The sequence below is a fragment of the Nocardia pseudovaccinii NBRC 100343 genome (genome assembly GCF_001613225.1).
GTDB lineage: Bacteria > Actinomycetota > Actinomycetes > Mycobacteriales > Mycobacteriaceae > Nocardia > Nocardia pseudovaccinii.
In genome coordinates this window covers 1-22285 of sequence record NZ_BDBY01000208.1, presented here as the reverse complement: position 1 = coordinate 22285, position 22285 = coordinate 1, and the positions used below count along the sequence as shown (strand labels likewise).

The 22285-nt window shown below is 65.2% G+C and carries 24 protein-coding genes, 1 pseudogene and 1 riboswitch; of the genes and pseudogenes, 14 read left to right on the top strand and 11 right to left on the bottom strand.

Translation table 11 applies throughout. From position 1 onward, the window contains the following. A partial coding sequence (locus NP3_RS26935; RefSeq protein ID WP_063044402.1) for a GTP-binding protein occupies nucleotides 1-472 on the top strand: 472 nt, incomplete at its 5' end. A 31-nt stretch (nucleotides 473-503) separates the two neighbouring features. Here NP3_RS26935 and NP3_RS26930 read toward each other — a convergent pair. After that, on the bottom strand, nucleotides 504-866 hold the full coding sequence (locus tag NP3_RS26930) for a hypothetical protein (protein ID WP_063044401.1): 363 nt from the start codon (nucleotides 864-866) through the stop codon (nucleotides 504-506). Nucleotides 867-1044: 178 nt separating this feature from the next. Here NP3_RS26930 and NP3_RS26925 point away from each other — a divergent pair, with 178 nt between their 5' ends. Beyond that, nucleotides 1045-1767, top strand: a complete 723-nt coding sequence (locus NP3_RS26925; protein WP_157124566.1) for an LURP-one-related family protein — start codon at nucleotides 1045-1047, stop codon at nucleotides 1765-1767. Here the strand turns inward: NP3_RS26925 and NP3_RS26920 are convergent. Together NP3_RS26920 and NP3_RS26915 are read right to left on the bottom strand one after the other, a co-directional pair. Continuing rightward, nucleotides 1764-2372 carry a TetR/AcrR family transcriptional regulator gene (locus NP3_RS26920; protein ID WP_063044399.1) on the bottom strand — a complete coding sequence of 203 codons (609 nt, stop codon included), beginning with the start codon at nucleotides 2370-2372 and terminating at the stop codon, nucleotides 1764-1766. The genes NP3_RS26925 and NP3_RS26920 overlap by 4 nt on opposite strands. 184 nt (nucleotides 2373-2556) lie before the next feature. Continuing rightward, the gene (locus NP3_RS26915) at nucleotides 2557-3396 is read right to left on the bottom strand and encodes a mycofactocin-coupled SDR family oxidoreductase (RefSeq protein WP_063044398.1); all 840 of its coding nucleotides are present in this window, start codon (nucleotides 3394-3396) and stop codon (nucleotides 2557-2559) included. 361 nt (nucleotides 3397-3757) lie between these two features. Between NP3_RS26915 and NP3_RS26905 the strand changes: the two genes are divergently transcribed. The 3 genes from NP3_RS26905 to NP3_RS26895 all read left to right on the top strand — a co-directional run bounded on the left by NP3_RS26905 (nucleotide 3758) and on the right by NP3_RS26895 (nucleotide 6123). Next, on the top strand, nucleotides 3758-5041 hold the full coding sequence (locus NP3_RS26905) for a cytochrome P450 (protein WP_063044396.1): 1284 nt from the start codon (nucleotides 3758-3760) through the stop codon (nucleotides 5039-5041). 37 nt (nucleotides 5042-5078) lie between these two features. Further along, complete coding sequence (locus NP3_RS26900; protein ID WP_063044395.1) at nucleotides 5079-5267, top strand: ferredoxin; 189 nt, start codon at nucleotides 5079-5081, stop codon at nucleotides 5265-5267. A gap of 205 nt (nucleotides 5268-5472) precedes the next feature. Further along, entirely contained in the window at nucleotides 5473-6123 is a 651-nt protein-coding gene (locus tag NP3_RS26895) for a three-helix bundle dimerization domain-containing protein (protein WP_063044408.1), read from the top strand. On the opposite strand, the gene NP3_RS26890 is transcribed toward NP3_RS26895, so the two are convergent. Then, nucleotides 6113-6757, bottom strand: a complete 645-nt coding sequence (locus NP3_RS26890; protein ID WP_063044394.1) for a TetR/AcrR family transcriptional regulator — start codon at nucleotides 6755-6757, stop codon at nucleotides 6113-6115. The genes NP3_RS26895 and NP3_RS26890 overlap by 11 nt on opposite strands. A gap of 100 nt (nucleotides 6758-6857) precedes the next feature. On the opposite strand from NP3_RS26890, the gene NP3_RS26885 reads away from it, so the two are divergent. From NP3_RS26885 to NP3_RS26865, 4 genes and pseudogenes are all read left to right on the top strand, one after another. Then, nucleotides 6858-7364: a VOC family protein gene (locus NP3_RS26885; protein ID WP_063044393.1), complete on the top strand. Its 507-nt coding sequence runs from the start codon at nucleotides 6858-6860 to the stop codon at nucleotides 7362-7364. Beyond that, nucleotides 7355-8316: pseudogene (locus tag NP3_RS26875) on the top strand (FAD-dependent oxidoreductase). Before NP3_RS26885 ends, NP3_RS26875 begins: the two are co-directional and overlap by 10 nt. A 1-nt stretch (nucleotide 8317) precedes the next feature. Continuing rightward, nucleotides 8318-9190, top strand: coding sequence for a TIGR03619 family F420-dependent LLM class oxidoreductase (locus NP3_RS26870; RefSeq protein ID WP_063044390.1), 873 nt, complete (start codon nucleotides 8318-8320; stop codon nucleotides 9188-9190). Nucleotides 9191-9324: 134 nt separating this feature from the next. Next, the gene (locus tag NP3_RS26865; RefSeq protein WP_218024944.1) at nucleotides 9325-10209 is read left to right on the top strand and encodes an RNA polymerase sigma-70 factor; all 885 of its coding nucleotides are present in this window, start codon (nucleotides 9325-9327) and stop codon (nucleotides 10207-10209) included. Nucleotides 10210-10525: 316 nt separating this feature from the next. On the opposite strand, the gene NP3_RS26860 is transcribed toward NP3_RS26865, so the two are convergent. From NP3_RS26860 to NP3_RS26845, 4 genes are all read right to left on the bottom strand, one after another. Continuing rightward, a complete protein-coding gene (locus tag NP3_RS26860; RefSeq protein WP_218024943.1) occupies nucleotides 10526-11380 on the bottom strand; it encodes a fructosamine kinase family protein in 855 nt (284 codons plus the stop codon). Nucleotides 11381-11740: 360 nt separating this feature from the next. Further along, on the bottom strand, nucleotides 11741-12517 hold the full coding sequence (locus tag NP3_RS26855) for a helix-turn-helix domain-containing protein (protein WP_084509023.1): 777 nt from the start codon (nucleotides 12515-12517) through the stop codon (nucleotides 11741-11743). 66 nt (nucleotides 12518-12583) lie between these two features. After that, on the bottom strand, nucleotides 12584-13147 hold the full coding sequence (locus tag NP3_RS26850) for a pyridoxamine 5'-phosphate oxidase family protein (protein WP_245721122.1): 564 nt from the start codon (nucleotides 13145-13147) through the stop codon (nucleotides 12584-12586). A gap of 5 nt (nucleotides 13148-13152) precedes the next feature. Further along, nucleotides 13153-13749: a DJ-1/PfpI/YhbO family deglycase/protease gene (locus tag NP3_RS26845; RefSeq protein WP_063044388.1), complete on the bottom strand. Its 597-nt coding sequence runs from the start codon at nucleotides 13747-13749 to the stop codon at nucleotides 13153-13155. A 112-nt stretch (nucleotides 13750-13861) separates the two neighbouring features. On the opposite strand from NP3_RS26845, the gene NP3_RS26840 reads away from it, so the two are divergent. After that, nucleotides 13862-14965, top strand: coding sequence for a glutamate--cysteine ligase 2 (locus NP3_RS26840; RefSeq protein WP_063044387.1), 1104 nt, complete (start codon nucleotides 13862-13864; stop codon nucleotides 14963-14965). Here NP3_RS26840 and NP3_RS26835 read toward each other — a convergent pair. Continuing rightward, entirely contained in the window at nucleotides 14959-15423 is a 465-nt protein-coding gene (locus NP3_RS26835; RefSeq protein ID WP_063044386.1) for a DUF4383 domain-containing protein, read from the bottom strand. The two genes, NP3_RS26840 and NP3_RS26835, sit on opposite strands and share 7 nt — an antisense overlap. Before the next feature lie 41 nt (nucleotides 15424-15464). Here NP3_RS26835 and NP3_RS26830 point away from each other — a divergent pair, with 41 nt between their 5' ends. Further along, the gene (locus NP3_RS26830) at nucleotides 15465-16283 is read left to right on the top strand and encodes a DUF72 domain-containing protein (protein ID WP_245721121.1); all 819 of its coding nucleotides are present in this window, start codon (nucleotides 15465-15467) and stop codon (nucleotides 16281-16283) included. Here the strand turns inward: NP3_RS26830 and NP3_RS26825 are convergent. After that, nucleotides 16258-16539 carry a hypothetical protein gene (locus tag NP3_RS26825; protein ID WP_063044385.1) on the bottom strand — a complete coding sequence of 94 codons (282 nt, stop codon included), beginning with the start codon at nucleotides 16537-16539 and terminating at the stop codon, nucleotides 16258-16260. The genes NP3_RS26830 and NP3_RS26825 overlap by 26 nt on opposite strands. A 183-nt stretch (nucleotides 16540-16722) precedes the next feature. Beyond that, nucleotides 16723-16838, top strand: a riboswitch (TPP riboswitch). On the opposite strand from NP3_RS26825, the gene NP3_RS26820 reads away from it, so the two are divergent. The 3 genes from NP3_RS26820 (at nucleotide 16834) to NP3_RS26805 (ending at nucleotide 21106) form a co-directional block, all read left to right on the top strand. Beyond that, the gene (locus NP3_RS26820; RefSeq protein WP_063044384.1) at nucleotides 16834-18204 is read left to right on the top strand and encodes a purine-cytosine permease family protein; all 1371 of its coding nucleotides are present in this window, start codon (nucleotides 16834-16836) and stop codon (nucleotides 18202-18204) included. Its footprint overlaps the riboswitch before it by 5 nt. A gap of 558 nt (nucleotides 18205-18762) precedes the next feature. Beyond that, nucleotides 18763-20181, top strand: coding sequence for an alpha/beta fold hydrolase (locus NP3_RS49945; RefSeq protein ID WP_218024942.1), 1419 nt, complete (start codon nucleotides 18763-18765; stop codon nucleotides 20179-20181). A gap of 445 nt (nucleotides 20182-20626) precedes the next feature. Then, entirely contained in the window at nucleotides 20627-21106 is a 480-nt protein-coding gene (locus tag NP3_RS26805; protein ID WP_063044383.1) for an SLOG cluster 4 domain-containing protein, read from the top strand. On the opposite strand, the gene NP3_RS51610 is transcribed toward NP3_RS26805, so the two are convergent. Further along, nucleotides 21099-21509 (bottom strand): GNAT family N-acetyltransferase, encoded by a 411-nt coding sequence (locus NP3_RS51610; protein WP_373864789.1) that lies wholly within the window; start codon nucleotides 21507-21509, stop codon nucleotides 21099-21101. The genes NP3_RS26805 and NP3_RS51610 overlap by 8 nt on opposite strands. Nucleotides 21510-22285 lie beyond the last annotated feature (776 nt).

Sequence of the window (22285 nt, the reverse complement as noted above, 5' to 3'; positions counted from 1 at the left end):
ACGCACCGAAGAACTGATCACCGAAGTCAGCACCGGAATCGACGACCTATCCGGCGTCGAACAGAAAACCACCACCACAGTCGCACTCGATTTCGGCCGCATCACCATCGACCGCGACCTCGTCCTCTACCTATTCGGCACACCAGGCCAAGACCGATTCTGGTTCCTGTGGGACGAACTCTCACGCGGCGCACTCGGCGCCATCGTCATCGCCGACACCCGACGACTCGACAACTCCTTCGCCGCCGTCGACTTCTTCGAACGACGCCGACTCACCTTCCTCGTCGCAGTCAACTGCTTCGACGGCGCACCCGTCTACACCATCGACGAAGTCCGCGACGCACTCGACCTCGACGACCACATCCCCGTCATGCTCTGCGACGCCCGCGACCGCACCTCCAGCAAAGACGTACTGCTCAACCTGGTGCAACACCTCATCGAACGAGCCGGGCCAGCTCCCGCCGCCACCTGAGCATCAGCACGATGATGACCACGACCGCGATTCACATACCCGATGTGTAGGCAGGATGGTCGAAGATTCCGTCCGCGAAACGCCATTGCAGGTGCATCGCGGTGAGGTTGACGGCCGAGGCGACGAGCGCGAGCAAATAGATGTATAGCATCGGATTGCTCGCGTCCGGATTCGTTGCGATCTCGGTCACCAGCAGCGCCGACCACAGCGCGGTGAGTGCGATAAACGGGCCACGTAGCCGCATCGGACGCACCGGGGCGTAAACGAGATTCGGCACCCGATGCTGTGGCCCGTCGGGGAGCGCGGCCAGGCTGCGACTTCGCTTCGGAATCACCAACCTCCGCACCAGCCCGGCGATGACTGCGGTCAGCACGATGACGGCGATGAGATGCACAGGACGCGTGTCCTCCCTCGTGTGAGATTTCGTCGGCATGCACAAATAGATTCGGTCACGTGCGCGGTTGCCGATAGCCACCCATGGGGTGGACATCGCCCACCCCGAAGGATTTCTCCGAACCGGACCATCTGCGTGCAGCGGGGGCACTGACCGCACCCTTGGGTGCCTTGATGCGGTGGCGCCGGTCGCGGAGCCTGTTCATAGCCGGGCTTCCCCGGGCCGCATCACGAGGAAAGCAATGCCAATTTTCGAACAATCGAGCAGAGCCGAACGACATTGTGGTGGAACCCTTTACACCGAGCGGGTGCTGATTATCGATCAGAAGCCCAAGCTGATCGAGACGTCCACCGAGTACGCCGTGCTGGACGAGAACGGCCAGCGGCTCGGGTCCGTAGTTGAGGTCGGTCAGAGTCGACTGCAGAAGGCCACTCGCTTTTTCGGTGACTTCAATAATTTCTTGACCCACCGGCTCGAGATGCGAGATGCCTCGGACAATCCCGCGCTCACGGTGACGCGACCCCGGAAGGTGTTCAAGTCGAAGGTCGTCGTCGACGGGCCCGTGGGACAGCCGATCGGCCGGATTGTCCAGGAGAACTGGATGGGCAAAAAGCGTTTCGCGCTGCGTGCCGATGGCACCCGGATCGGGACTATCCACGCAGACCGGCTGTTCCAACCTCGAAGGTTCACGATCGTCGATCACACCGACACGGAAATCGCCCGGATCATCAGAACCACAGCCAGCCTGGAACGGGCGATCATGTCGGCCGAAACCTACGCGCTGGTGATCGACAAGCCGTTGCGCGAACCGATGGCCAGCCTTGTCCTTGCCTCTGCGGTGGCGATCAACACCGCGATCATGCAGGTGAAATCGACCACCGTGCTGGATCTGATCCCTTAGTCCGAACCGGTCGGCGCGGGTGTGGACGTGAGGGCGAATCGAGCGATGAACCCCTCGACGAATTCGCGCAGTTGGTCGTGGCCTTGCACCATGCCCACCGCTCCTTCGTTGCAGATGATGCGCGCTGCTCCGGTGAGCAGGATTGCCATCACCACCGGCGGATACACCGAGAGGTCGACGCCGTGTGAGCGCAGGACCATGGTCACCGCCGCGGTCTCGATGTCACGCACCCGTTCGGCGTAGGTCTTCAGCTCGGCGCCGATCACCTTGCGGTGGTTGGCCAGCGCCATCCACTCGGTGCTGAGCCGGGTGTAGCCGGTGTCGGTGTTGATCAGCCACAACACCCGCAGTGGATCGTCGTCGGTGAGGGCTTGGCGCATCCGCTCCAGCGCCTGATCGCCGGAGTCGCTCAGCACCGCGAGGAACAGGTCGTCCATCGTGGGGAAGTAGTAGTAGACCAGCGCCGACTTCACTCCGGCTCGCTCGGCTACCCGCCGTGAGGTCGCCGCGGCATATCCATCCTCACGCATGATTTCCTCGGTTGCCGCCATCAACCGCTGGCGGGTGCCGATCTCGGCCGTTTTCGCGGTGCTGCGCCCCGCCATCAGCCGCAACTTCGCACCGCGCCGCCGAACCCTGACTGTCCTCGCCGTATCGCGCTACGCATAAGGCACTCTAACATTTGATCGGTCGATAAATTCCGCAGGCAGACCGGATCGGCCCAGGTGAGGCCCATTCTGTTGCCGGATCCGTCGGCATGCGCCCGACGGATCCGGTGTGCGAGCGCGCCTACTTCAGCGTGCTCCCCGCATCGACGGTCATGGGAAGGCCGGTGATGTAGCGGGCTTCGTCGGAGGCCAGGAACAACACTGCGTTGCTGATGTCCTCCGGCTCGACCCAACCCACCGGCAGTACATGCATGAACTGCGCTACCGGCCTGAAGTCCTCGACCCCCGGATTCTCCAGATCCGGACGGAACATCTTCATCGTGCCCTCGTTCATGAACATCGGCGTGTTGACATTGGTCGGGTGCACCGAGTTGACCCGGATCGAGTGCTGTCCCAATTCGACCGCGAACGTCCGCATCAGGCCGACCACTCCGTGCTTGGCGGCGATGTAGTGCCCGGTGTTCGGGTAGGCCTTGAGTCCGCCCACCGAACTCGTCAGGATGATCGATCCACCGTTTCCTCCGGAAAGCAGGTGCGGCACAGCGGCTTTCACGGTCTTCCAGACGCCGGAAAGGTTGATGTCGATCATCACGGTCCAATCCTGCTCGCTGGTCTGGTCCAGCGTCGCACCACCGTTGCCGATCCCCGCGTTGGCCACGATGATGTCCAGGCGCCCCAACTGCTCCACACCGCTGTCCACGGCGGCCTTCAACGCCTCGAAATCCCGGACATCGACCTCGGCGGTGACAATGCGCCTGCCCAGCCCCTTCACCAGTTCCGCGGTTTCGGCCAGATCCTCCGGGGTCGACGGCGCGATCTGATCGCTGCCACTGACGGGCTTGCACGCGTCGATGGCGATGATGTCGGCGCCCTCTTGCGCCAAGCGCACCGCGTGACTGCGCCCCTGCCCACGCGCCGCGCCCGTGATGAAGGCGACCTTGCCTTCGACCCGTCCAACCATGAAACACCTCGTTCGTTCGCGGATCGAAACCGATCCCATATCAGCAATTTCTGATCGATCGATCAAATTGGACACCCGCGACGTCGTGATGTCAATGACTGATCAGTACCCCGGCTGCGGACGACGCGACGCAGCGCATCTCGCCGACAACGCGCGAGCATCAACCAGACTGGAATGATTCACGAAAAACACAGGTTAAGCCCGTTTGCCGACATCAGATGCTCGCGCGGATCAGCATTCGCGGATCCCCGGCGGCTCTCGCCACTCTTGACCGCCCAACACGGCGCGTGCTACTACTTCCCCACTCTAATCTGATCGATCGATCAAACAATGTATTCTTGACCTGAAGAGGGTGCGAGTAATGGCCGACTTGGCTTCCGTCGACTACTTTTCCGATGAATCGGTCGCCCAGAGTCCGTACGAATATCTGGCCTACCTGCGAACTCGGAACCCGGTGTTCCGCGAACCCCACTACGGGGTCATGGTGGTCACCGGCTATCAGGAAGCCAACGAGGTATTCCGCAACGCCGATGCCTTCTCGGCCTGCGTCGCTATCGGTGGACCTTTCCCACCGTTGCCGTTTATTCCGGTCGGTGACGACATCAGCGCGCAGATCGATGAACACCGGCACCGGTTCCCGATCTTCGAGCACATGGTCACCATGGACCCACCGCAGCACACGCGCACCCGCACTCTGCTGAGCCGATTGCTGACTCCCAAACGGCTCACCGAGAACCGTGACTACATGTGGCGGCTGGCCGATCGCCAGTTCGACGAGATCGTCAGCGGGGGCCGGTGTGAATTCCTCGGCGACTACGCCAAACCCTTTGCCACGCTGGCCATCGCCGACCTGCTCGGCGTTCCCGACAACGACCGCGACGAATTCCGAGCCAGGCTGGGCGGCTACGAAGAGCCGGGGAGTCGAGTGGGCGCGCTCGACCACGAACCGGTGGGCACGAACCCGCTGCAATGGCTCGAGGAGACCTTCGGCGAATACATCAGCGACCGCAGAACCACGCCCCGCGACGACATCCTGGGCATCCTCGCGTCCACGACCTATCCGGACGGATCACTGCCCGATCTCATCGATATCGTGCGACCGGCGACCTTCTTGTTCGCGGCAGGGCAGGAAACGGTCACCAAACTGCTGAGCTCGGCCGTGCGAGTGCTCGCCGAACGCCCGCAGTTCCAGCAGCTGCTACGTGAAAACCGCAGCCAGGTCGGTCCTTTCATCGAGGAATCGCTGCGCACCGACAGCCCCACCAAGGTCGACTTCCGGTTGACCCGCAAGACCACACGAGTCGGCGATGTCGAGATCCCCGCGGGCACGGTGGTCATGCTCTGCATCGGCGCGGCGAACCGGGATCCACGCAAATTCGAGGACCCCGACGAGTTCCGGCTCGATCGCCGCAATTCCCGCGAACACATCGCATTCGGCCGCGGCATCCACACCTGCGCAGGCGCACCGCTGGCCCGGACCGAAGGACAGGTCACGCTGGACCGGATGCTCGACCGTCTCCAGGACATCGATATCGACGAGAGCGCCCACGGCCCCGCGCAGCACCGCACCTATCAATATGAACCGACGTTCCTCTTGCGTGGATTACGCGAACTGCACATCACCTTCGCCGAAGCGGACCGGTGATGCGCGACAGCCTTGTCCGGACTTCCGGTGATCCCCGGTGAAGGCCACTGTCGATGCCGACCGTTGCCGCGGGCACGGCGTATGTGTCGCGCTGTGCCCGGCCGTCTTTCGGCTCACCGACAACGGCTATGCCGAAACCATCGATCCGTCGGTTCCCATCCGGTACCAGGACGCAGTCACCGACGCGGCGAGTGCCTGTCCCGAACACGCCATCGTGACGCAGTGACCGATCCGCTCCGGCGGAAGGTTCTCTGCGCTAACGGTTTTCGCGACGCCCGCGGTATCGAGGGGGTTTGTTCGGCGATACGCCGCAATGTGGCCTGCAGGTTCGATACGGTTCATCCTCAGTTTGGTTGCCGCGCAGGGGCGTCGGTGTCACCCTCACTAGTGTGTCTACGCCCGAGCGGACGAACCGGGCCGGATACGCCGAGATCACCCCGGCGTACCGACTCCTCGACATAGTGCACGGCACGGCGCTCGCCCGTGCCGAGCGGCGGCTGCATCGCGAGTTCACGATCTTGTTCGACGCCAACACGATTCACCATTTCCTGCACGACTCCTACTCGCAGATCACCGCACGCGCGCCGGTGAAGCTGTACGTGCCACTACTGGCCGAGCGCTTCGCCCGGCAACAGCTGCACGCACGAGCCAAGGTGGAGGGCCGCGTCGAGCACGCGGTCCCGGTGGTGCTGTTCCTGTGCACATTCAATGCCGGACGTTCGCAGATGGCGCTGGGCTTCTTCGAGCACTACGCACAGGGTCGGGTGTTGGCCTGGTCCGGTGGGTCCGAGCCGAGCGGGGCGCTCAACGCGGCGGCGGTCGCGGCCATGGCCGAGGTGGGCATCGATATCTCCCACGAGTTCCCCAAGACCTGGACCGACGAGATCATCCTGGCCGCCGACGTCATCATCACCATGGGCTGCGGCGACGTGTGTCCACTGGTGCCCGGCATCCGGTACGAAGATTGGGGCGTGGACGATCCGGCCGGGCTACCGGTGGCCGACGTGCGGCCGATCCGCGACGATATCCAGCAGCGTGTGATCGATCTGCTGGCCAGCCTCGACCTCCTGATCACCTCCTGACCTGACCCCCCGATGTCGCTTCGCGCACCGGCACCGTGAGCATCGCGACGATCATGTCGATGATCTCGGCGGTGTCGCGCCCCGGGACCGGGGTGCGCACGCCCGCTTCCAGCGCACGTTCGTAGTCGGCGATCAGGGCGAACATGACGGTCGCCATGGTTTCCATGCGCTGACGGCGTCGGCGGGGCGGGAGTTGCGGGAGGGCCGCGTCCAGGCGGGTGGCGATAATGCGGACGGCAGCGCGGTCGGCACCGGCGAGACGGCGGGCGTCGGCGATCACGGGATGGGCCCGCACCACCTCGAGGAAGCGGCCATAGTGGGTGACCTGTGCCGTGTAGATGAGTTCGAGGATGGGGGCGGCGAGCATCGCGACCAGTGTGCGGATCTCGTGTGCGGCGCCCTCGTCCTCGTATTGGGCGAGCAGTCCCATTCGGCGGTCTTCGAGCCAGTTCATGCGCCGGTCGACGATGGCCTCGAGCAGACCGCTACGGGAGTCGAAGTAGTAATGCACCGCGGAGTTGTTGCGCTGACCCGCGGCCGCGGCGATATCGCGGAGCGGGACGTCCACGCCGCGTTCGGCGATGAGTCGTTCACCCGCGTCGAGCAGTGCCGAACGCGGATCCTCGGTGGCCATATCAGCACGATACTAAACCCGAGTGTTGACTACATTAAGCGTAGGTGCTTAATTTGGGCGATACGAAGCAGTCTTTGTGCAGCAGAGTCGAGGTGATCCGATGACCATCGCGCGGGGCCCGATCTTCCAGCTGTGCTGGGTGGTGCGCGATATCGAGGCGGCCCAGCGCGAGTTCACCGGGCGATACGGCGTCGCGAAGTGGTTCACCATCCCGGACGTGCGCTTCGGGCCGCGGTCGTGCGAATTGCGTGGCGCGCCCGCCGATTACACGATCACGGTGGCATTGGGGTACGCGGGCGGGCAGCAGTTGGAGTTGATCGAGCCCAAGTCCGGGACCAGTTTGTATTCCGAACATCTGGACAGAGTCGGGCCCGGACTGCATCACGTCGCGTGGGTGCCCGAGGACTATGACGCGGCGCTGGCCGAGGCGAACGCGAGCGGAGCCGAGATCCTCGCGCGCGGCGCGTTCGAGGGCGTCGGGATGGAGTTCGCCTATCTCGACGGCGGCGCACTCGGCTCCGCCGTCGAGCTCATGCGGCTGTCACCGGATATGCGGGCGATGTTCGATTATCTGATTCCGGAAGGGTTTTCGAACCCATGGACGTAGGAACCGAACTCCCCCAGCTCATTACCGACCCGATCGAGTGGGATGTGACCGCGCAGGTGATCGTGGTCGGATGCGGTATCGCCGGGGCGTGCGCGGCGATCAGCGCCGCCGAAGCGGGGGCGCGGGTGCCGCTACTCGAGCGCACGGGTGCGGCGGGCTGCGCTTCGGCGTTGGCGGCCGGGCATTTCTACCTCGGTAGGGGTACTGCGGTGCACCAGGCGACCGGGTATGCGGACAGTGTCGAGGCGATGATCGCCTACCTCGAGGCGGTCACTCCCGAGCCCGATGCATGGACGGGGCATCCATGACCGCGTCGTTCCACGCTCCGGCCGAGTTGTTGTACGGGGTGATCGTGAACAAGGCGGGGCGGCGGTTCGTGGCGGAGGATTCCTATCACGGCCGAACCGCGGCCGCTGTTGTCGCACAAGCGGATTCGACTGCGTTCCTGATCGTGGACAACCAGCATATGGTGTGGCCGGAGCTACCGATGGTGAAGTTCGTCGACGGGTGGGATTCGGTGCCGGAGATGGCATCGGCGCTCGGCATGCCGAGCGTTGCGCTGCGAAAGACGTTGGAGGACTACAACGTCGCGGCGGCGCAGGGATGCGATCCGGCGTTCGGTCAGCATCCCGACTGGCTGACGCCGTTGGCGGAAGGTCCATGGGGTGCCTTCGATCTCACCCCTGGTCGGGCGACGTACGTCGGGTTCACCCTCGGTGGGCTGCGGATCTCGGTCGATGGTGTGGTGCTTCGCGCCGACGGATCGGTGATCTCCGGGCTGTATGCGGCGGGCGCGTGCGCCTCGAATCTGGCGCAGGACAGTTCCGGCTATTCCAACGGGACGTGTCTGGGCGAGGCGTCGTACTTCGGGCGACGCGCGGGTGCACATGCGGCGGGACTGGCCGCCGCATCGAACAGGGCGCACAGCGCCGAAAGTATGGAAGGCGATTGAGATGCGATTCACCTATGCCGAGACCATGACGGACCCGACCTTCTATCTGCCGCTGGCCCAAGCCGCGGAGGCAGCCGGGTACACGTCGATGACGATCGCCGACAGCGTGGCGTATCCGAAGGAATCCGACGCCACCTACCCATACACGCCCGACGGCAATCGCGAGTTCCTGGAGGACAAACCGTTCATCGAGGCCTTCGTGTTGTCGGCGGCCATCGCGGCGGCCACAACGACACTGCGGCTGACGCCCTTCGTGGTGAAGCTGCCCATCCGGCCACCGGTGCTGGTGGCCAAACAGGCCGCCTCGATCGCCGCATTGAGCGGGAACCGGTTCGGGTTCGGCGTCGGCATCAGCCCGTGGCCGGATGATTTCGAAATCATGGGTGTCCCGTTCGAACACCGCGGCGCGCGCATGGACGAGTGCATCGACATCGTGCGCGGACTCACCGCGGGCGGCTATTTCGAATACCACGGGGAGTTCTACGATCTGCCGCCCATCAAGATCAGCCCGGTGCCCACCGAGCCGATTCCGATTCTGATCGGCGGACACAGCGGTCCGGCGTTGCGGCGTGCGGCCCAGCGCGGCGACGGCTGGATGCATGCGGGCGGCGATCCGGCCGAATTGGATCGGCTGCTCGCGAAGCTCGATGTCCTGCGCGCCGAATACGGCACCCGCAAGGATTTCGAGATCCACGTCATCTCGCTGGACGGGTTCACCGTGGACGGTGTGAAGCGGTTGGAGGACAAGGGGGTCACCGACGTGATCGTGGGCTTCCGCTACCCGTACACCACCGAACCGGATACCGAATCGCTGGACACCAAGATCGCGCACCTGTCCCGGTTCGCAGAGAAGGTCATCGCGAAGACGAACTGAACCGGGGTGAGGCCCGTCACGAACTCCCGGTGTCACAGAATGTGGTGGTCCGGCGTCTGGTGAACGACGCGGTCGAGATCCAACAGACAGGAGCCATCCGTGGCCACACATTTCCGGATGCCGGGGGCGCAGTCGTGAGCGTGGATCCTGCTACCGAAGTCTTTGTCACCCACCGCAACCTGCTCTTCACCGTCGCCTACGAAATGCTCGGCTCGGCCGCCGACGCCGAAGACGTCCTCCAGGAAACCTGGCTGCGCTGGGCAGGCGTCGACCTCGACACCGTGCAGGACCAACGCGCGTACCTCGTCCGAATCACCACCCGTCAGTCACTCGACCGGCTACGCACACTCGGACGCCGCAAAGAGACCTACATCGGACCCTGGCTCCCCGAACCACTACTGACCACACCCGACGTCGCCGACGATGTCGAACTCGCCGAGCACGTCTCCATGGCGATGCTGCTGGTACTCGAGACACTTGCCCCGACCGAGCGCGCGGTATTCGTACTACGCGAGGTGTTCGATCTGCCCTACGACGAGATCGCCGAAGCCGTCGACAAAACCCCGGCCGCGGTCCGTCAGATCGCCCATCGCGCCCGAGCACATGTGGCCGCGCGCCGACCTCGCGGGCCGGTTTCGTCGGCCCAAACCCGAGATGTGCTCGCGGCGTTCCAGCGGGCGGTCGAAAACGGCGACATCCAGGGTCTGCTCGATATGCTCGCGCCCGATGCCGTGCTCGTGGGCGATGGTGGCGGAATCAAACAAGCCCTGCCGCGGCCCGTCACGGGAGCCGACAAGGTGGCCCGCCTTTTGGCCGCCTTCCCGGGCAGAATCACTGCTGCGTTGTCGCTGCAACCGGCCCAGGTCAATGGCTGCCCGGCGCTGGTCATACGGCTCGACGACGAGCTCGATACGGTCATGGCGGTGCGCATCGACGACGGCCTCATCACCGGCATCTACTCGGTTCGAAACCCCGAAAAACTGTCGCATATGCAGCGGGAGAGCAGCTTGCGCCGCTGAGTCCGAAGCCTCGGAGCAGACAGGACCGTCCTCGGCGAAGAACCTTCACTTGCCCCTGCGCTCAGGCACACCACCACCACTGCGGCAATCCGTGCAACGGCCAGGACCCGGTTTGTGTCGCAGTGCAGCCGCGCCACACAGGCGCGGCCATCTGCATGGCCGATCATTCAGCGCACACGTCACCAGTACGGTGCGCGGCTGAGCGGCAGGCGTGCATTACCCGGCACGAGGTCGTGCCTGCGTCGCGGCCCGAGTGAGACATGCACTCGCTTCCGGCGTAGATACTCGGCCTCGAGATCTCGCTCGATCTCGGCATTTACGGGTGCGATGCGGCGAGGGCGGCCGAGGCGGCGGCGAGGGTTTGGGATCGGTAGGAGCTGCCGAAGAGGACGACGTGCACGAGGAGTGGGTGCAGCTGGTGCAAGGGGATGCGCTGGCGCCAGCCGTCGGCGAGTGGGTGGGTTTCGTGGTAGGCGGTGCGGATACGCTCCAGGTACGGGGCGCCGAAGAGGGCGAGCATGGCGAGGTCGGTTTCGCGATGACCACCGTGGGCGGCGGGGTCGATGACGAGCGCGCGGTCGGCGGTCCACAGGATATTGCCGGACCACAGATCGCCGTGGATGCGGCTGGGTGGTTCGGGTGGACCCGCGAGGGTTTCTATGTTCTCGATCACGCGTTCCAGCAAGCGAATTCCGTCGCGACCGAGATCGGCGGCCGCACGCGGTAGGTAGGGTGCGAGGCGATAGTCGGCGTACCAGCGCGCCCATGAACCGTCGAGCTGGGTGTTGTCCAGCGGCAGATCGGCAATCCAACCCGACCACGGCGCACCGAAGGACTCCGGCGAATCCTCGTGCAGCGCAGCAAGTTCGCGCCCGAAACGCGCCGCGGCCGATGCGGTCGGCGCGGCCGCCGAAACCCAGGGCAGCACCAGCATCCCGGCATCGACAGCCAGCACCTCGGGCACCAACTCCGGCACCCCCGCGGCGAGCCACCGCAGCCCCGCCGCCTCCGCCGCGAATACCGACGCCTGGTCGCGCGCGGCCTTCACGAAGACCTCGCGACCGTCGCCGAGCACTGCCCGATGCAACGTCCACGAATGCTGTGATCCCAGCTCGGTGATCGACTCCACCGTCACGCCGACCAGCGCCGCGAGATTCGCCGCGCCCGTCACCTCGGTCCCCTGCCCACGATCCCGAACCTACCCCGCCCGGCCTCCACTTCGGCGAAGAAGTCCGTCGGCCGCCCCCTGCGTTCTCCCACATCCGAAATCGCCGCGCCGGTCTCCCACAGGCTCGTTCGACCCGAATGCGGTGGCCCCCGTGTGTTGTTCGCAGCAACAGTCGGGCCCGCTGGCGACGCCGCTTTCGCTCGTGCCGGGAAGTCTCCGGACACAACAGCGCGCATCGCCGCCGTGTGCTCGGTTCAGCGTGGGCACACCCGGCTCGGCCATGCCGAATGCCGGAGCAATCAACCTTGTCACTGGCATCGATCACCGATCACGCACAAGGCACGCTCTCTGCGACACCGCTCATCACGATGCAGTGTTGAGCCGCTTCTTCGTCTCGTCATCGGCCGGGAAGAACGATTCGATAGCGAGTTCGGCGACGGTCACGTTCATCGGTGTGCCGAAGACGGTGGTGACGCTGATGAAGGACAATTCATGGTCTTCGTGACGCAAGCGCAGCGGCACCACGGCCTGATCCGGTTCAGGAAGGGTGAGATCGACTGTGCCGCCGGGATATTCGCGCAGTTCGTCGCGGAGCTCGATCAGGTCGGGTGAACCGGTGACTTCGATCTGGCGCGACAGGCGTTCGAAAATATGGCCGCGCCATTCGGCGAGATTGACGATGCGGCTCGCCATGCCGTCGGGGTGCAGGCTCAGGCGCAGGGCATTGACCGGTGCGGTGAGCAGCTTCGGGTCGATACCCGTCAACAGCAGTGCCACACCGGAATTGGCGTCGATCATGTTCCAGCTCTGGTCGATGGCCAGCGCGGGATAGGGGTCGTGGCCCGCGAGGATTTGGCGCATCGCACCGCGCACCGCATCCATCGCGGGCGTATCGAGGGTTGGTTCGGCGTAGGCGGGTGCGAATCCGGCCGCGAGCAGCAGCCGATTGCGTTCCCGCAACGGAATCTCCAACTGCTCGCACAGGTGCACGAGCATGGTGCGGCTCGGATTCGCACGACCCGTTTCGATGAAGCTCAGGTGCCGCGCGGAGGTTTCGGCGCGCCCGGCCAATTCCAGCTGGCTGAGCCTGCGCTCGAGCCGCCAGTGGCGCAACAGGTCACCGGCTGTCTGCGTACTCACCCTGCCGATCCTACGAAGCCAACGGCCCCGACACGATTACCCGTCAGGTAATGCACGTGCGGCGAATCAGAACCGCCAGCGGGTCGCGCCGCCAGGTTCCACGGTGGACAGCGCCGTGGCGGTGAGCGCGGTCAGGCGGTACACGTGCCAAGGCGGCGGGCCCGCGGAGGGCGCGCTGTATTCCGCGGTGAGCGCCTCGCCGGTGTCGTCGACGCGACAGGGCCAGCCGCCGTCGGCCCAGCGCCGGGCGATATCGGCGACGGCGGCGGGATCGGCGATCCTGGTCGCGGTACCGTCCACGACCAGATCGAATTCGTGGGTGGCCACGCTCATCGAGCAGCGGGGATCGCGAGCCAGGTTGCGGCCCTTGCGGCTTCGGGCGCCGGTGGTGAACCAGAAGGCGCCGTCCACCCAGAGCGCGCCGAGTGCGGTGACGTGCGGGCTGCCGTCGGGATTGATCGTGGTCAGCCAGCAGGTGTGCCGATCGGGGCCACCGCCGCCGGGGGCTTGTTCGATGCTCGCGTCGAGTCGTTCGCGGATGCTGTCCCAGTCGATCGGCGGCAGCTCGTAGCGGTCGGCGAGGTTGATTGTGTCCATATCGGTAGGACGATCCGCGTCCGGGGAACTCATCGGCATCAGCAGATCTCATCGCCGACGAAGGCCTGGGCCGACTGGCCCGCGGTGAGCTCGGCGCCGATCGCTTCGGTGAATTCGGTGAGGTCGCCGGGACTGCGCGAGGTGATCAGCGGCCATCCGTTCTCGTCCGAACGCACCACCGCCCGATCGATCCAGCGCCCTTCGGCATTGACGACATCGGTACGCAGCGAGTGGTAGGACGTCAGGGTCTTGCCCGCGACGACGTCGGCCTCCACGAGCAGCCATGGGCCGTGGCAGATCGCCGCAACGGGCTTGCCCGCCTGCACGAACTGTTGTGCCACTTCCACGGCGCGATCGCAGACGCGCAATTTGTCCACGTTGACAGTTCCGCCCGGCACGACGAGCAGGTCGAAATCCTCGACCTCGAGATCGTTGAGCGCCGCATCCGGCTGCACGATCTCGTCCTTGTCGACATCGTGTCGAAAAGTCTGGACCTCGCTACGTTCGGGGGTCGCGTGCACGGCGACGGCGCCGTGTCCGCGTAACCAGTCCAGCGGCATCAGCAGCTCGTCGTGTTCGACGCCGGTATTCGCGGTGATGACCAATGCGCGCACACCGCGCAATTCCTCGGACATACCGGACCCCTTTCTCGCCGATCCTTCACTACGGTCGGCCTACCCCGGCGGGGGGCACTCAAACGATTCCGGCACCCGTCCGGATCAGCGATTTGCGCAGTAAACTCCAGTAATGGCCGCGGCCCTGCCCACTGTCGGCGTGGAAGAGGAATTCCTCCTGGCGGATCCGATCACGGGTGCGCCGAGTCCGCGGAATGTCGAAGTCGCGTCGGCGGCCGCCGACGTCGGCATCGATCTGCAGCTGGAGTTGACGCGCTGTCAGGTCGAGATCAATACCGGGGTGCACACACGGACTGCCGAAATACTCGATGACCTGCGCCGACTGCGCCGCAGCGTGGCGAGTTGCGCGGAGAAGAACGGCGCCAGGCTGCTCGCGGTGGCGGTGCCGCCCACGGTGCCGGACGCGTATCCGGTCACCGATACCCCGCGCTATCGACTCATCGAACACCATTTCGGGTTGCTCGCCCACGAGCAGGGTTTGTGCGGCTGCCATGTCCATGTCGGGGTGCCCTCACGTGATATCGCGGTGCTGGTCGGGAATTATTTGCGGCCCTGGTTACCGGTGTTGTTGTCGCTGACGGCCAATTCCGCGGTCTACCGTGCCACCGATACCGGATACGCCAGCTGGCGCAGCATTATGTGGCGGCGGTGGCCGAGTGCCGGTCCCCCACCGTTCTTCGATTCGGTCGCGGATTACGACGATATGGTGCGGATGATGTTCGCCAGCGGAAGCATTCTCGATACGGCGATGGTGTATTGGGATGTGCGGCCCTCGGCCACGTACCCGACCGTCGAGGTGCGCGTGAGTGATGTACCGGCGACGGTGGAGGAAACGGCTTTGCTGGCCACGCTGATTCGCGCCGCGGTCGTGATGGCGCAGACGGCGATCCACGACGGGCTGCCACCGCCACCGGTGCCCGCGGAGGTTTTGCGAGCCGCGTATTGGAAGGCCGCCCGATCCGGCCTGGACGGAGACGGGCTCGACACGATCAGCGGCCGCGCCCTCCCGGCCCACACCCTGCTGGCCGAGCTCGTGGACTACCTCACCCCTGCGCTCGAGCAGTCGGGTGACCAGCAGTTCGTCGCCGATACCGTCAAAACAGTTCTTGCCCGTGGGAACGGCGCCCGGCGACAACGTACCGCTATGCGCGCGCACGACGATGTCAGCGACGTCATCGATGTGGTCGCCGCCGCCACCCTCGAAGGGTGCTACTGAGACAGGCCGAATACCGGACGCACACCGCCGTCCCGGACGACCTGTATCGCCACGATCGCCAGCAGCGTCGCACCGGTCACAATGTGCTCGATCGCGTCGGTGACATGGCTCGGAAAGCTGAAGATCAGCACGTGGTGCGAGAACAGCGCCCACACCCCGACCGCGAATCCCCCGCCCACTGCGGCGAGCACGCAGTACCAGGCCGACCACGACTTGCGGGTCGCCGCGATCAGCGCGGGGCCGAACAGCAGGAGCCCGGCGACGGCGTGCCAGCCGTTGTAATCCATGCCGAGCACAGGTGTCGCCGGTGCGTGTTCGCCGAGTTCGAAACTGGGCTCGGCGATCCACCCCGCGATCGCCCACACGATGTGGACCACACCGATCACGAAGACAGCCCACTGCAGAAAACTCCACCGCGTCCAGTCGATTCGCCGCTCGACCACCGATTGTTCGCTCATCGCGCCCTCCCTGACCGTATCTACTACACAGCGTAGTTAAGATGGGGGGCATCGGAAAGTGCTTCGATGGAGGTGTGCCCCTACTCGTCGGCACGTCGGGTTGGCAGTACCGAGACTGGCGCGACGTGCTGTATCCGGCGAACGTTCCGCAGCGTGCGTGGCTGGAAACCTACGCCGCGGGCTTCGCGACGGTCGAGAGCAACAATGCCTTCTATCGACTGCCCAGCGGCGAGACCTTCGCCGCATGGCGGGAGCGGACACCGCCGGACTTCTGTTTCGCGGTCAAGGCAAGCCGCTTCCTCACCCACATCAAGCGGCTGCGCGAACCCGAGGAGCCGGTCGGGCGCTTGATGGAGCACGCCCGCGCGCTGGGCGACAAGCTCGGACCGGTGCTGTTGCAGCTTCCACCGACGCTGCGAGTCGATCCGGCACTGCTCGACACCTGCCTACGCTGTTTTCCGCCCGACGTCCGGATCGCGATCGAACCCAGGCACGAGTCCTGGTGGATTCCGGAAGTTCGCGCCGTGCTGACGGAATACGGCGCGACGCTGTGCTGGGCCGACGTCCAGTCCCGTCCTGTCGCGCCGCTGTGGCGCACGGCGGACTGGGGTTATCTGCGACTGCATTCCGGACGTGCGGCACCCGCACCGCGCTACGGACGCACGGCACTCACCAGTTGGTCGCGACGGCTGGCCGACACGTGGTCGGATCGCGAGCAGGTGTACGTCTACTTCAACAATGACCCCGGCGGTGCGGCGGTTCGCGACGCGGTCGTCTTCGCGCGCGCCGCCGCCACGGCCGGAGCCACCGTCAGCCGAACACCCGCAACAGGTTTCAGCTCCCCACGACAGCATTCATGATGGTGCCCGCACTGGTCGCGATGACACCACCGACCATCGCGCCAGCGAGCATCTTCGGCGAGTCCAGCGTGCCGCCGCTCCACTTCTCCCAGGCGAACCGGCCGCCCGCGTAGGTGATTCCGGAGACACCCGACAGCAGGACGAACCAGGTCAGATAGCGAACCATCTGCAGGATCTTCTCCGAATTGGGCGGGGCCTCGGGCGTCGGATTCCCGAGTTGAGCAAGGACGGTCTCGTGCAAGGCGATCAGCATCATGGGCGCGTACTCATTCCAGGTAGAGGCGGACGATGAGCGGCAGATAACCGAGCGATAACCACATCGATACCCGGACAGTATGGGCGGTGACCGCGATTTTCGGGCCGTCTCCACGGAACCTGTCTGGAATGTCCGAAGGCAAGGCCCGGCGCGCCGATGCACGGGTGTAGCATTTCGCCCGAATAACCCCACCGCGGGAGCTCGGGCACGGCCGGGCTGAGAGGGCGGACCCCACGTTTCGCCGACCGCATGAACCTGTCCGGGTAATGCCGGCGTAGGGAGAGCGGTACCGGGATGTCTGCACCCACCGTTGATCGATCCGAGCGGCGCGAAGCACCGCTGACCCTGGACCAGCCTGCACCGAAGGTCCTTTCGTTCTGGGACCAGAGCGCGTTCTGGGCGAACCTCGGGGTCAGCCTGTTCGCATTCTCCGGCGCGTACACGGTGCTCGCGCCGAATTCCGATGGCGGCGCGCAGATCTCCATCGCCGCGGGCATTCTCGCGATGATCATCGGCACGGTGGTCGGCGGGCTCATGCTCGGCTTGGCCGCGGTGCCCGGAGCCAAGACCGGTAAGCCCGCGATGATGTTGCTGCGCGGACTGTTCGGCGCGAAGCTCAGCTACCTGCCGACGGTGCTCAATATCGCACAGCTGATCGGTTGGGGCACCTTCGAATTGATCGTCATCGGCGATGCGGCCGAAGAGTTGTTCGACGGTGGCCCGCACTGGGTTTACGTGGTCGCCGCGGGGGTGCTGACGACGGTGCTGACGATCTGGCCGCTGGGTTCGGTGCGGATGCTGCGGCGGTTCGTGACCGTCGGCGTGGTAATCGCGTTGGTCTGGTTCTACATCCAGTTCGTCCGCGCAGGTCTGCCGGATCTGACCACCAACCCGGGCACCGAAGGCGGCGGACCGTTCGGCGTGGATTGGAATCTCTTCTGGGTCGCTACCGATGCGGCGCTCGCGGTTTCGATCTCGTGGGTGCCGGTGGCGGCCGACTACACCCGGCACTCCCGCAGCACCGGCGCGGCATTCGGCGCGGCCAGTGGCGCGTATGCGTTCACCCAGATCATCGCGTATGTGCTCGGACTGTTCGCGCTGGCGCTCGCATCCGGCGACGGCGGGGTGTATTCGCCGTTCCTGACGGTCCCCCTCGGAGCGGTGTTCTTCTTCATCTTCGTATTCCGTGAGGCCGACCAGTCGTTCGCGAATGTGTACTCGACGGCCGTCTCGATCCAGAATCTCGCGCCGCGAGTCGACCGCCGGGTGCTCTCGATCGGTCTCGGCATCCTCATCACGCTGCTCGCGCTGCGGCTGAACATGGCGAACTACTTCGGCTTCCTCGGCCTGATCGGATCGGTCTTCGTGCCGCTGCTCGGCGTGCTCGTCGCGGACTTCTTCCTGCGGGCGCGCGACCAGTGGGACACCTCGGCGAACGCGCCGTCACGGTGGGGCATGGTTTTCGCTTGGCTGGTGGGACTTTCGGTCTACCAGCTGATCAACCCGGGCGACGCCGGAGTGTGGACCGACTTCTGGGTCGACGTACAGGAGAAGCTGCACTTCACCAAGCAGGCGTGGATGAGCGCGTCACTGCTGTCGTTCCTGGCCGCCGTGGCAGTCGCCTGGGGCGTGGGGCGGATTTCGTTGCTGCGCAAGTCAGGTTAGAGCGGCAAGGGCCGCCGGTCGCTTACTCGCGCCCTGCCGGGTCTGCGGACCGGCCGACGGCCGCGGCGCATTCACGCCGAACCCAGGACGGCGGCGCTGTCAAATATTTCAGTTGAGCACCCCGCATAAGCCACAGAGCCTCTTGCCGAATGCGCCGCGGGGCGGTTGTTCCGTCACATCAGCGTCACACTCGGGGGATCAAATCACTTCCGGCTGAGGATGTTTGCACGGCAGCGGTCGAAATAGAGGCATGGCCTGTGTCACGGCCAAAATCCGCGACAATTCGGCAACAGGCTCCACAGTCTCTGCCAGGTACTCACTCGATGTGAGAGGACCTCACTGGATTGCATGACGTGATCGACCGACTCGCGAGTACCGACCGATTAGTGCAGCGCATGGCCAGAGTCGGTAGATGTTTCGCGAGCAATTCGCCGAGATAGGTGAAGGTACTTCTGGTCTCGGATGGCAGTGGTTGCGGAGATCGCGATCCCTTTGTGGCTCAAAACTTTCTGATCGCGCAATCTTGCGGTCCACGCAAGTTTGCGTATCGTGAAGGGCGTGGCATTCGTACTCGGGTTGCGGGAACGCAAGAAGCTCGCGACTCGGGAGGCGCTCGGATTCGCGGCGCTGCGACTGGCGGTCGAGCATGGGCTCGACACCGTGCTGGTCGAGGACATCGCTGCGGCGGCGGGCGTTTCGCCACGCACGTTCAACAACTACTTCGCCAGTAAGTACGAGGCCGTGTGCTCGGTCGCGGTCGACCGGGCCCGGCGGATCGCGGACGGACTGCACGATCGTCCGGCGGCCGAAGCGCTGTGGCCCGCGGTAATCCACGCGGTACTCGCCGAATTCCGCGATGACGAACTGCCCGATCCGGCATGGACCCGCGGCATCCGGCTGATCACCACCGAACCCGCGCTGCAAGGCGAATATCTCAAGGCGCAGGCCGTCATCCAGGAGGCCATCGCGACGGCCATCGCCGCACGCACCGGCCGCGACCTGCACACCGATATGTTCCCGCGAATCATGGCGGGCGCGATCTCGACGGCACTGCGGGTCGCCATCGACCGCTGGGTCGATGCCGACCCGCCGATCGCGGCACTGCCCGTCATCCGGGAAGCGTTGCGGCAACTGTCCTATCTACCAGGAGCATTTCCCATGGACGTCCCCACCAACCACACCCTCGCCGTGCCCGGCGCGACGCTGTACTACGAGATCCGCGGCACCGGACCGCTGCTGCTGCTCATCCCTGGCGGCAATGGCGACGCGGGCAGTTTCGACCAGATCGCCGAGCGACTGGCGGATCGCTATACGGTGGTTTCCTACGATCGGCGCGGCTTCTCCCGCAGCCCAGGGCAGGACCACAACGTCCAACTCGACGGCGCCGACGCCGCCGCGCTGCTCACTCACCTCGGCGACCAACCTGCCGCCGTGCTCGGCAGCAGCTCCGGCGCCATCGTCGCGCTCGAATTGCTCACGACGCGACCGGAACTCGTGCACACGCTCATCGCACACGAACCGCCGCTGGCTACCGTACTGCCCGATGCCGACAAATGGCTCACCTTTCTGGACGACGTCTACCGGACCAGCAAGTCCGAGGGCTTCGTCGCCGCCATTTCCCAATTCGCCGAGGGAATCGGGCTGCGCCAGCAACAGCCCGGTGCCCAAGAGCCCACGCCCGAAGCCGCCGCGATCAGTGCGCGCGTCCAGCAAAACATGCTGTTCTGGATGGAGCACGAGATGCGTCAGTACGTCCGATACACACCGGATTTCGACGCCCTGCAACACGTCGCCGAGAAGCTCGTCCTCGTCGTCGGACACGATTCGAAGGACACCTTCCCGGCGCTGCCCAATACGGTGCTCGGCCAGCGGCTCGGACTCGATATCGTGGAATTCGCGGGCGACCACGTCGGATACCGAAGCGCCACCGACGAATTCGCTACTCAGCTGGATACGTTGCTCGCCAAGCGGGCGTAGGCAGTCCGATTGGGCATGCTGAGGCCGGATACCTGAGCTGAGCCTTCCGCAAGGCAAAATTACTGGCCGCGCCGCCGACTGCTGGTCGCGGATCCCGGACCTGACCACCAGCGCGAACGGGTTCAGAACTGCGGGGGCGCAGGGCATTCCCGTCGGCGCGCTCGTGGACGGTGATACCTGGCCGTCCTCGGTCCGCGCGTGGACGGACAGGGCCGGGGACCACGCTGTGCAGCGTACGCGCTGGCCGAGCCACAGGGCATGCCGAATCGGACTGACCTGCAGGGCGTCCAGGACTGAGCCGACCTGCCGCGGCGTCCGAGGCGGAACGGTGCTGAGGTGCGTGGAAGACTCGCCCGACCTACGGCGCGACAGGGACTGGACCAGGCATGCGAAGCCGGGCCGCATACGCGGATGACCGAGATTGCTGGCAACTATTGTCTACTTCATGGGTCCCGATATACCTCCGCAGGTCGCGGTGTGCGGACCGCGTGATTGCACAACCATCGAGGCCGAATGGGCCGCGGAGGTGGGACGACTGCTCGCGGCTGCCGGTGCCACTGTTCTGTGCGGCGGCGGTAGCGGCGTTATGGCGGCGGTCGCCGAGGGGGCCTCCGGCGTGGGCGGTCTCGTCATCGGCGTTCGCCCCGATACCGACCGGTCTGCTGCGTGTCGCGGTCTGTCTGCCGTCTTGTACACCGGTATGGGCGAGGCCCGAAACGCGATCCTCATTCACTCCGCTGACGCCGTCATCGTGATCGGTGGTTCCTGGGGCACCCTTTCCGAACTCGCTTTCGCCCGCCACCGCGGCACCATCCCCGTCATCTCGCTCGGCGGTTGGCAAGTCCAAGACGCCACCGGAAATCCCATCCCCGCAACCCAACTCGCCACCGATCCCACCGACGCCGTCCACCGCGCTCTCAGCTAAGCCGGAAACCTTCAGCGCGTCGGCACACCAGCGCCACTCGACAGCCCCGGCGACATGGGGACCATTCGCCGGAAGGTCTGGCGCGGGCCGCCTCCGGGCCCGGGGCCGCGATTTCGGCCGGGATGAAGCCGAGGCTCTCGTAGAACGCGCGGGCGGGGGTGGCGGCGGGATGACCGACGCCGCAGGTGACTACCTCGATGGTGGCCGGGGCTCGGACGAATCTGCGCTGTGCCTCCGCTATCAATGCACGGCCGACACCGCGGCCGCGTGCGTGTTCGGAGACGACCAGCCAGCGAATGTGGTAGATCGGGGCTGTGTCCGGCTGGCGCGTACCTGTCTCGGCACGCTTGCGGCACACTGAAAACCTCTGTTGACCTGCGCCTGGGGCATTGTGGCCGGTCATGGACCGGATAGGGATCAGGTCCACCGGCACGGACAGTGGTGCGACGAGCTGCACAGCATGCGAAACGCCTTGTGGCAGAGCAGGTCTGCAAACACTCGGCCACAAGAAGGGCCCCTCTGCGCGTCAAGCCGGTAAGTGCGCGGCAGGTCACATCCAAGACATGATCGGCAGGTTCGGCGGATCGTTGATGATCGGCGCTCGTCGCGCGCCAACCGGTCGGCGGCTGAATACTCGTGCGATGTGCTGCCGTTGTCGCTACCAGCGGAAAACGCGACTAAGCGGCTTTTGGCGCCGCTCGGCCTGCCCGAGCCGTCACCGTCGGCGGATGCCATTTGGACGACGATCCCACCGAGACGTCCCTCCTGCATGGTCGCTGGGTGTGCGTCGATAAAACACACCCCCGGTTCGGCTGACCTCGACGCATTCTTCCTGTTGGGAGCAAGAGTTGTCCGAGTGCTCGAGCGTGTCGGTGTAGTAGGCGATCATTCCACCGCTGAAACTGGCGTTGAAACCGGTCACTCGGCGCCCGGCGCGGTCGGTAGTGCGGTCCCGGCAGTGATCGCAGACCGCCCGGGGGTAGCGTTCCTGGTAGATCGCGGGCCGCTCGCAATGCGGGCACGGCAACGGACCGCAAGGTTCATGAAGTCAGCTGAGTGCTGTGATGGCGGTCCAGTCGTTGGCGAACGATCCTGGTGGTATCGCTTTGATGTCGAACAGATCGTTGTTGTCATTGATACCGCCGATAGCGCCCCGGGCTTTGCTGGCGCTGTAGTAGA

What these genes read in the sequence shown, in the direction of transcription:
- NP3_RS26885 (WP_063044393.1), top strand. Translation starts at nt 6,858, where the DNA reads ATGACCATCGCGCGGGGCCCGATCTTCCAGCTGTGCTGGGTGGTGCGC.
- NP3_RS26835 (WP_063044386.1), bottom strand. Translation starts at nt 15,423, where the DNA reads ATGAGCGAACAATCGGTGGTCGAGCGGCGAATCGACTGGACGCGGTGG.
- NP3_RS26915 (WP_063044398.1), bottom strand. Translation starts at nt 3,396, where the DNA reads ATGGTTGGACGGGTCGAAGGCAAGGTCGCCTTCATCACGGGCGCGGCG.
- NP3_RS26840 (WP_063044387.1), top strand. Translation starts at nt 13,862, where the DNA reads ATGGCCGCGGCCCTGCCCACTGTCGGCGTGGAAGAGGAATTCCTCCTG.
- NP3_RS26845 (WP_063044388.1), bottom strand. Translation starts at nt 13,749, where the DNA reads ATGTCCGAGGAATTGCGCGGTGTGCGCGCATTGGTCATCACCGCGAAT.
- NP3_RS26850 (WP_245721122.1), bottom strand. Translation starts at nt 13,147, where the DNA reads ATGAGTTCCCCGGACGCGGATCGTCCTACCGATATGGACACAATCAAC.
- NP3_RS26920 (WP_063044399.1), bottom strand. Translation starts at nt 2,372, where the DNA reads ATGGCGGGGCGCAGCACCGCGAAAACGGCCGAGATCGGCACCCGCCAG.
- NP3_RS26820 (WP_063044384.1), top strand. Translation starts at nt 16,834, where the DNA reads ATGTCTGCACCCACCGTTGATCGATCCGAGCGGCGCGAAGCACCGCTG.
- NP3_RS26830 (WP_245721121.1), top strand. Translation starts at nt 15,465, where the DNA reads ATGGGGGGCATCGGAAAGTGCTTCGATGGAGGTGTGCCCCTACTCGTC.
- NP3_RS26905 (WP_063044396.1), top strand. Translation starts at nt 3,758, where the DNA reads ATGGCCGACTTGGCTTCCGTCGACTACTTTTCCGATGAATCGGTCGCC.
- NP3_RS26870 (WP_063044390.1), top strand. Translation starts at nt 8,318, where the DNA reads ATGCGATTCACCTATGCCGAGACCATGACGGACCCGACCTTCTATCTG.
- NP3_RS26825 (WP_063044385.1), bottom strand. Translation starts at nt 16,539, where the DNA reads ATGATGCTGATCGCCTTGCACGAGACCGTCCTTGCTCAACTCGGGAAT.
- NP3_RS51610 (WP_373864789.1), bottom strand. Translation starts at nt 21,509, where the DNA reads ATGACCGGCCACAATGCCCCAGGCGCAGGTCAACAGAGGTTTTCAGTG.
- NP3_RS26890 (WP_063044394.1), bottom strand. Translation starts at nt 6,757, where the DNA reads ATGGCCACCGAGGATCCGCGTTCGGCACTGCTCGACGCGGGTGAACGA.
- NP3_RS26805 (WP_063044383.1), top strand. Translation starts at nt 20,627, where the DNA reads ATGGGTCCCGATATACCTCCGCAGGTCGCGGTGTGCGGACCGCGTGAT.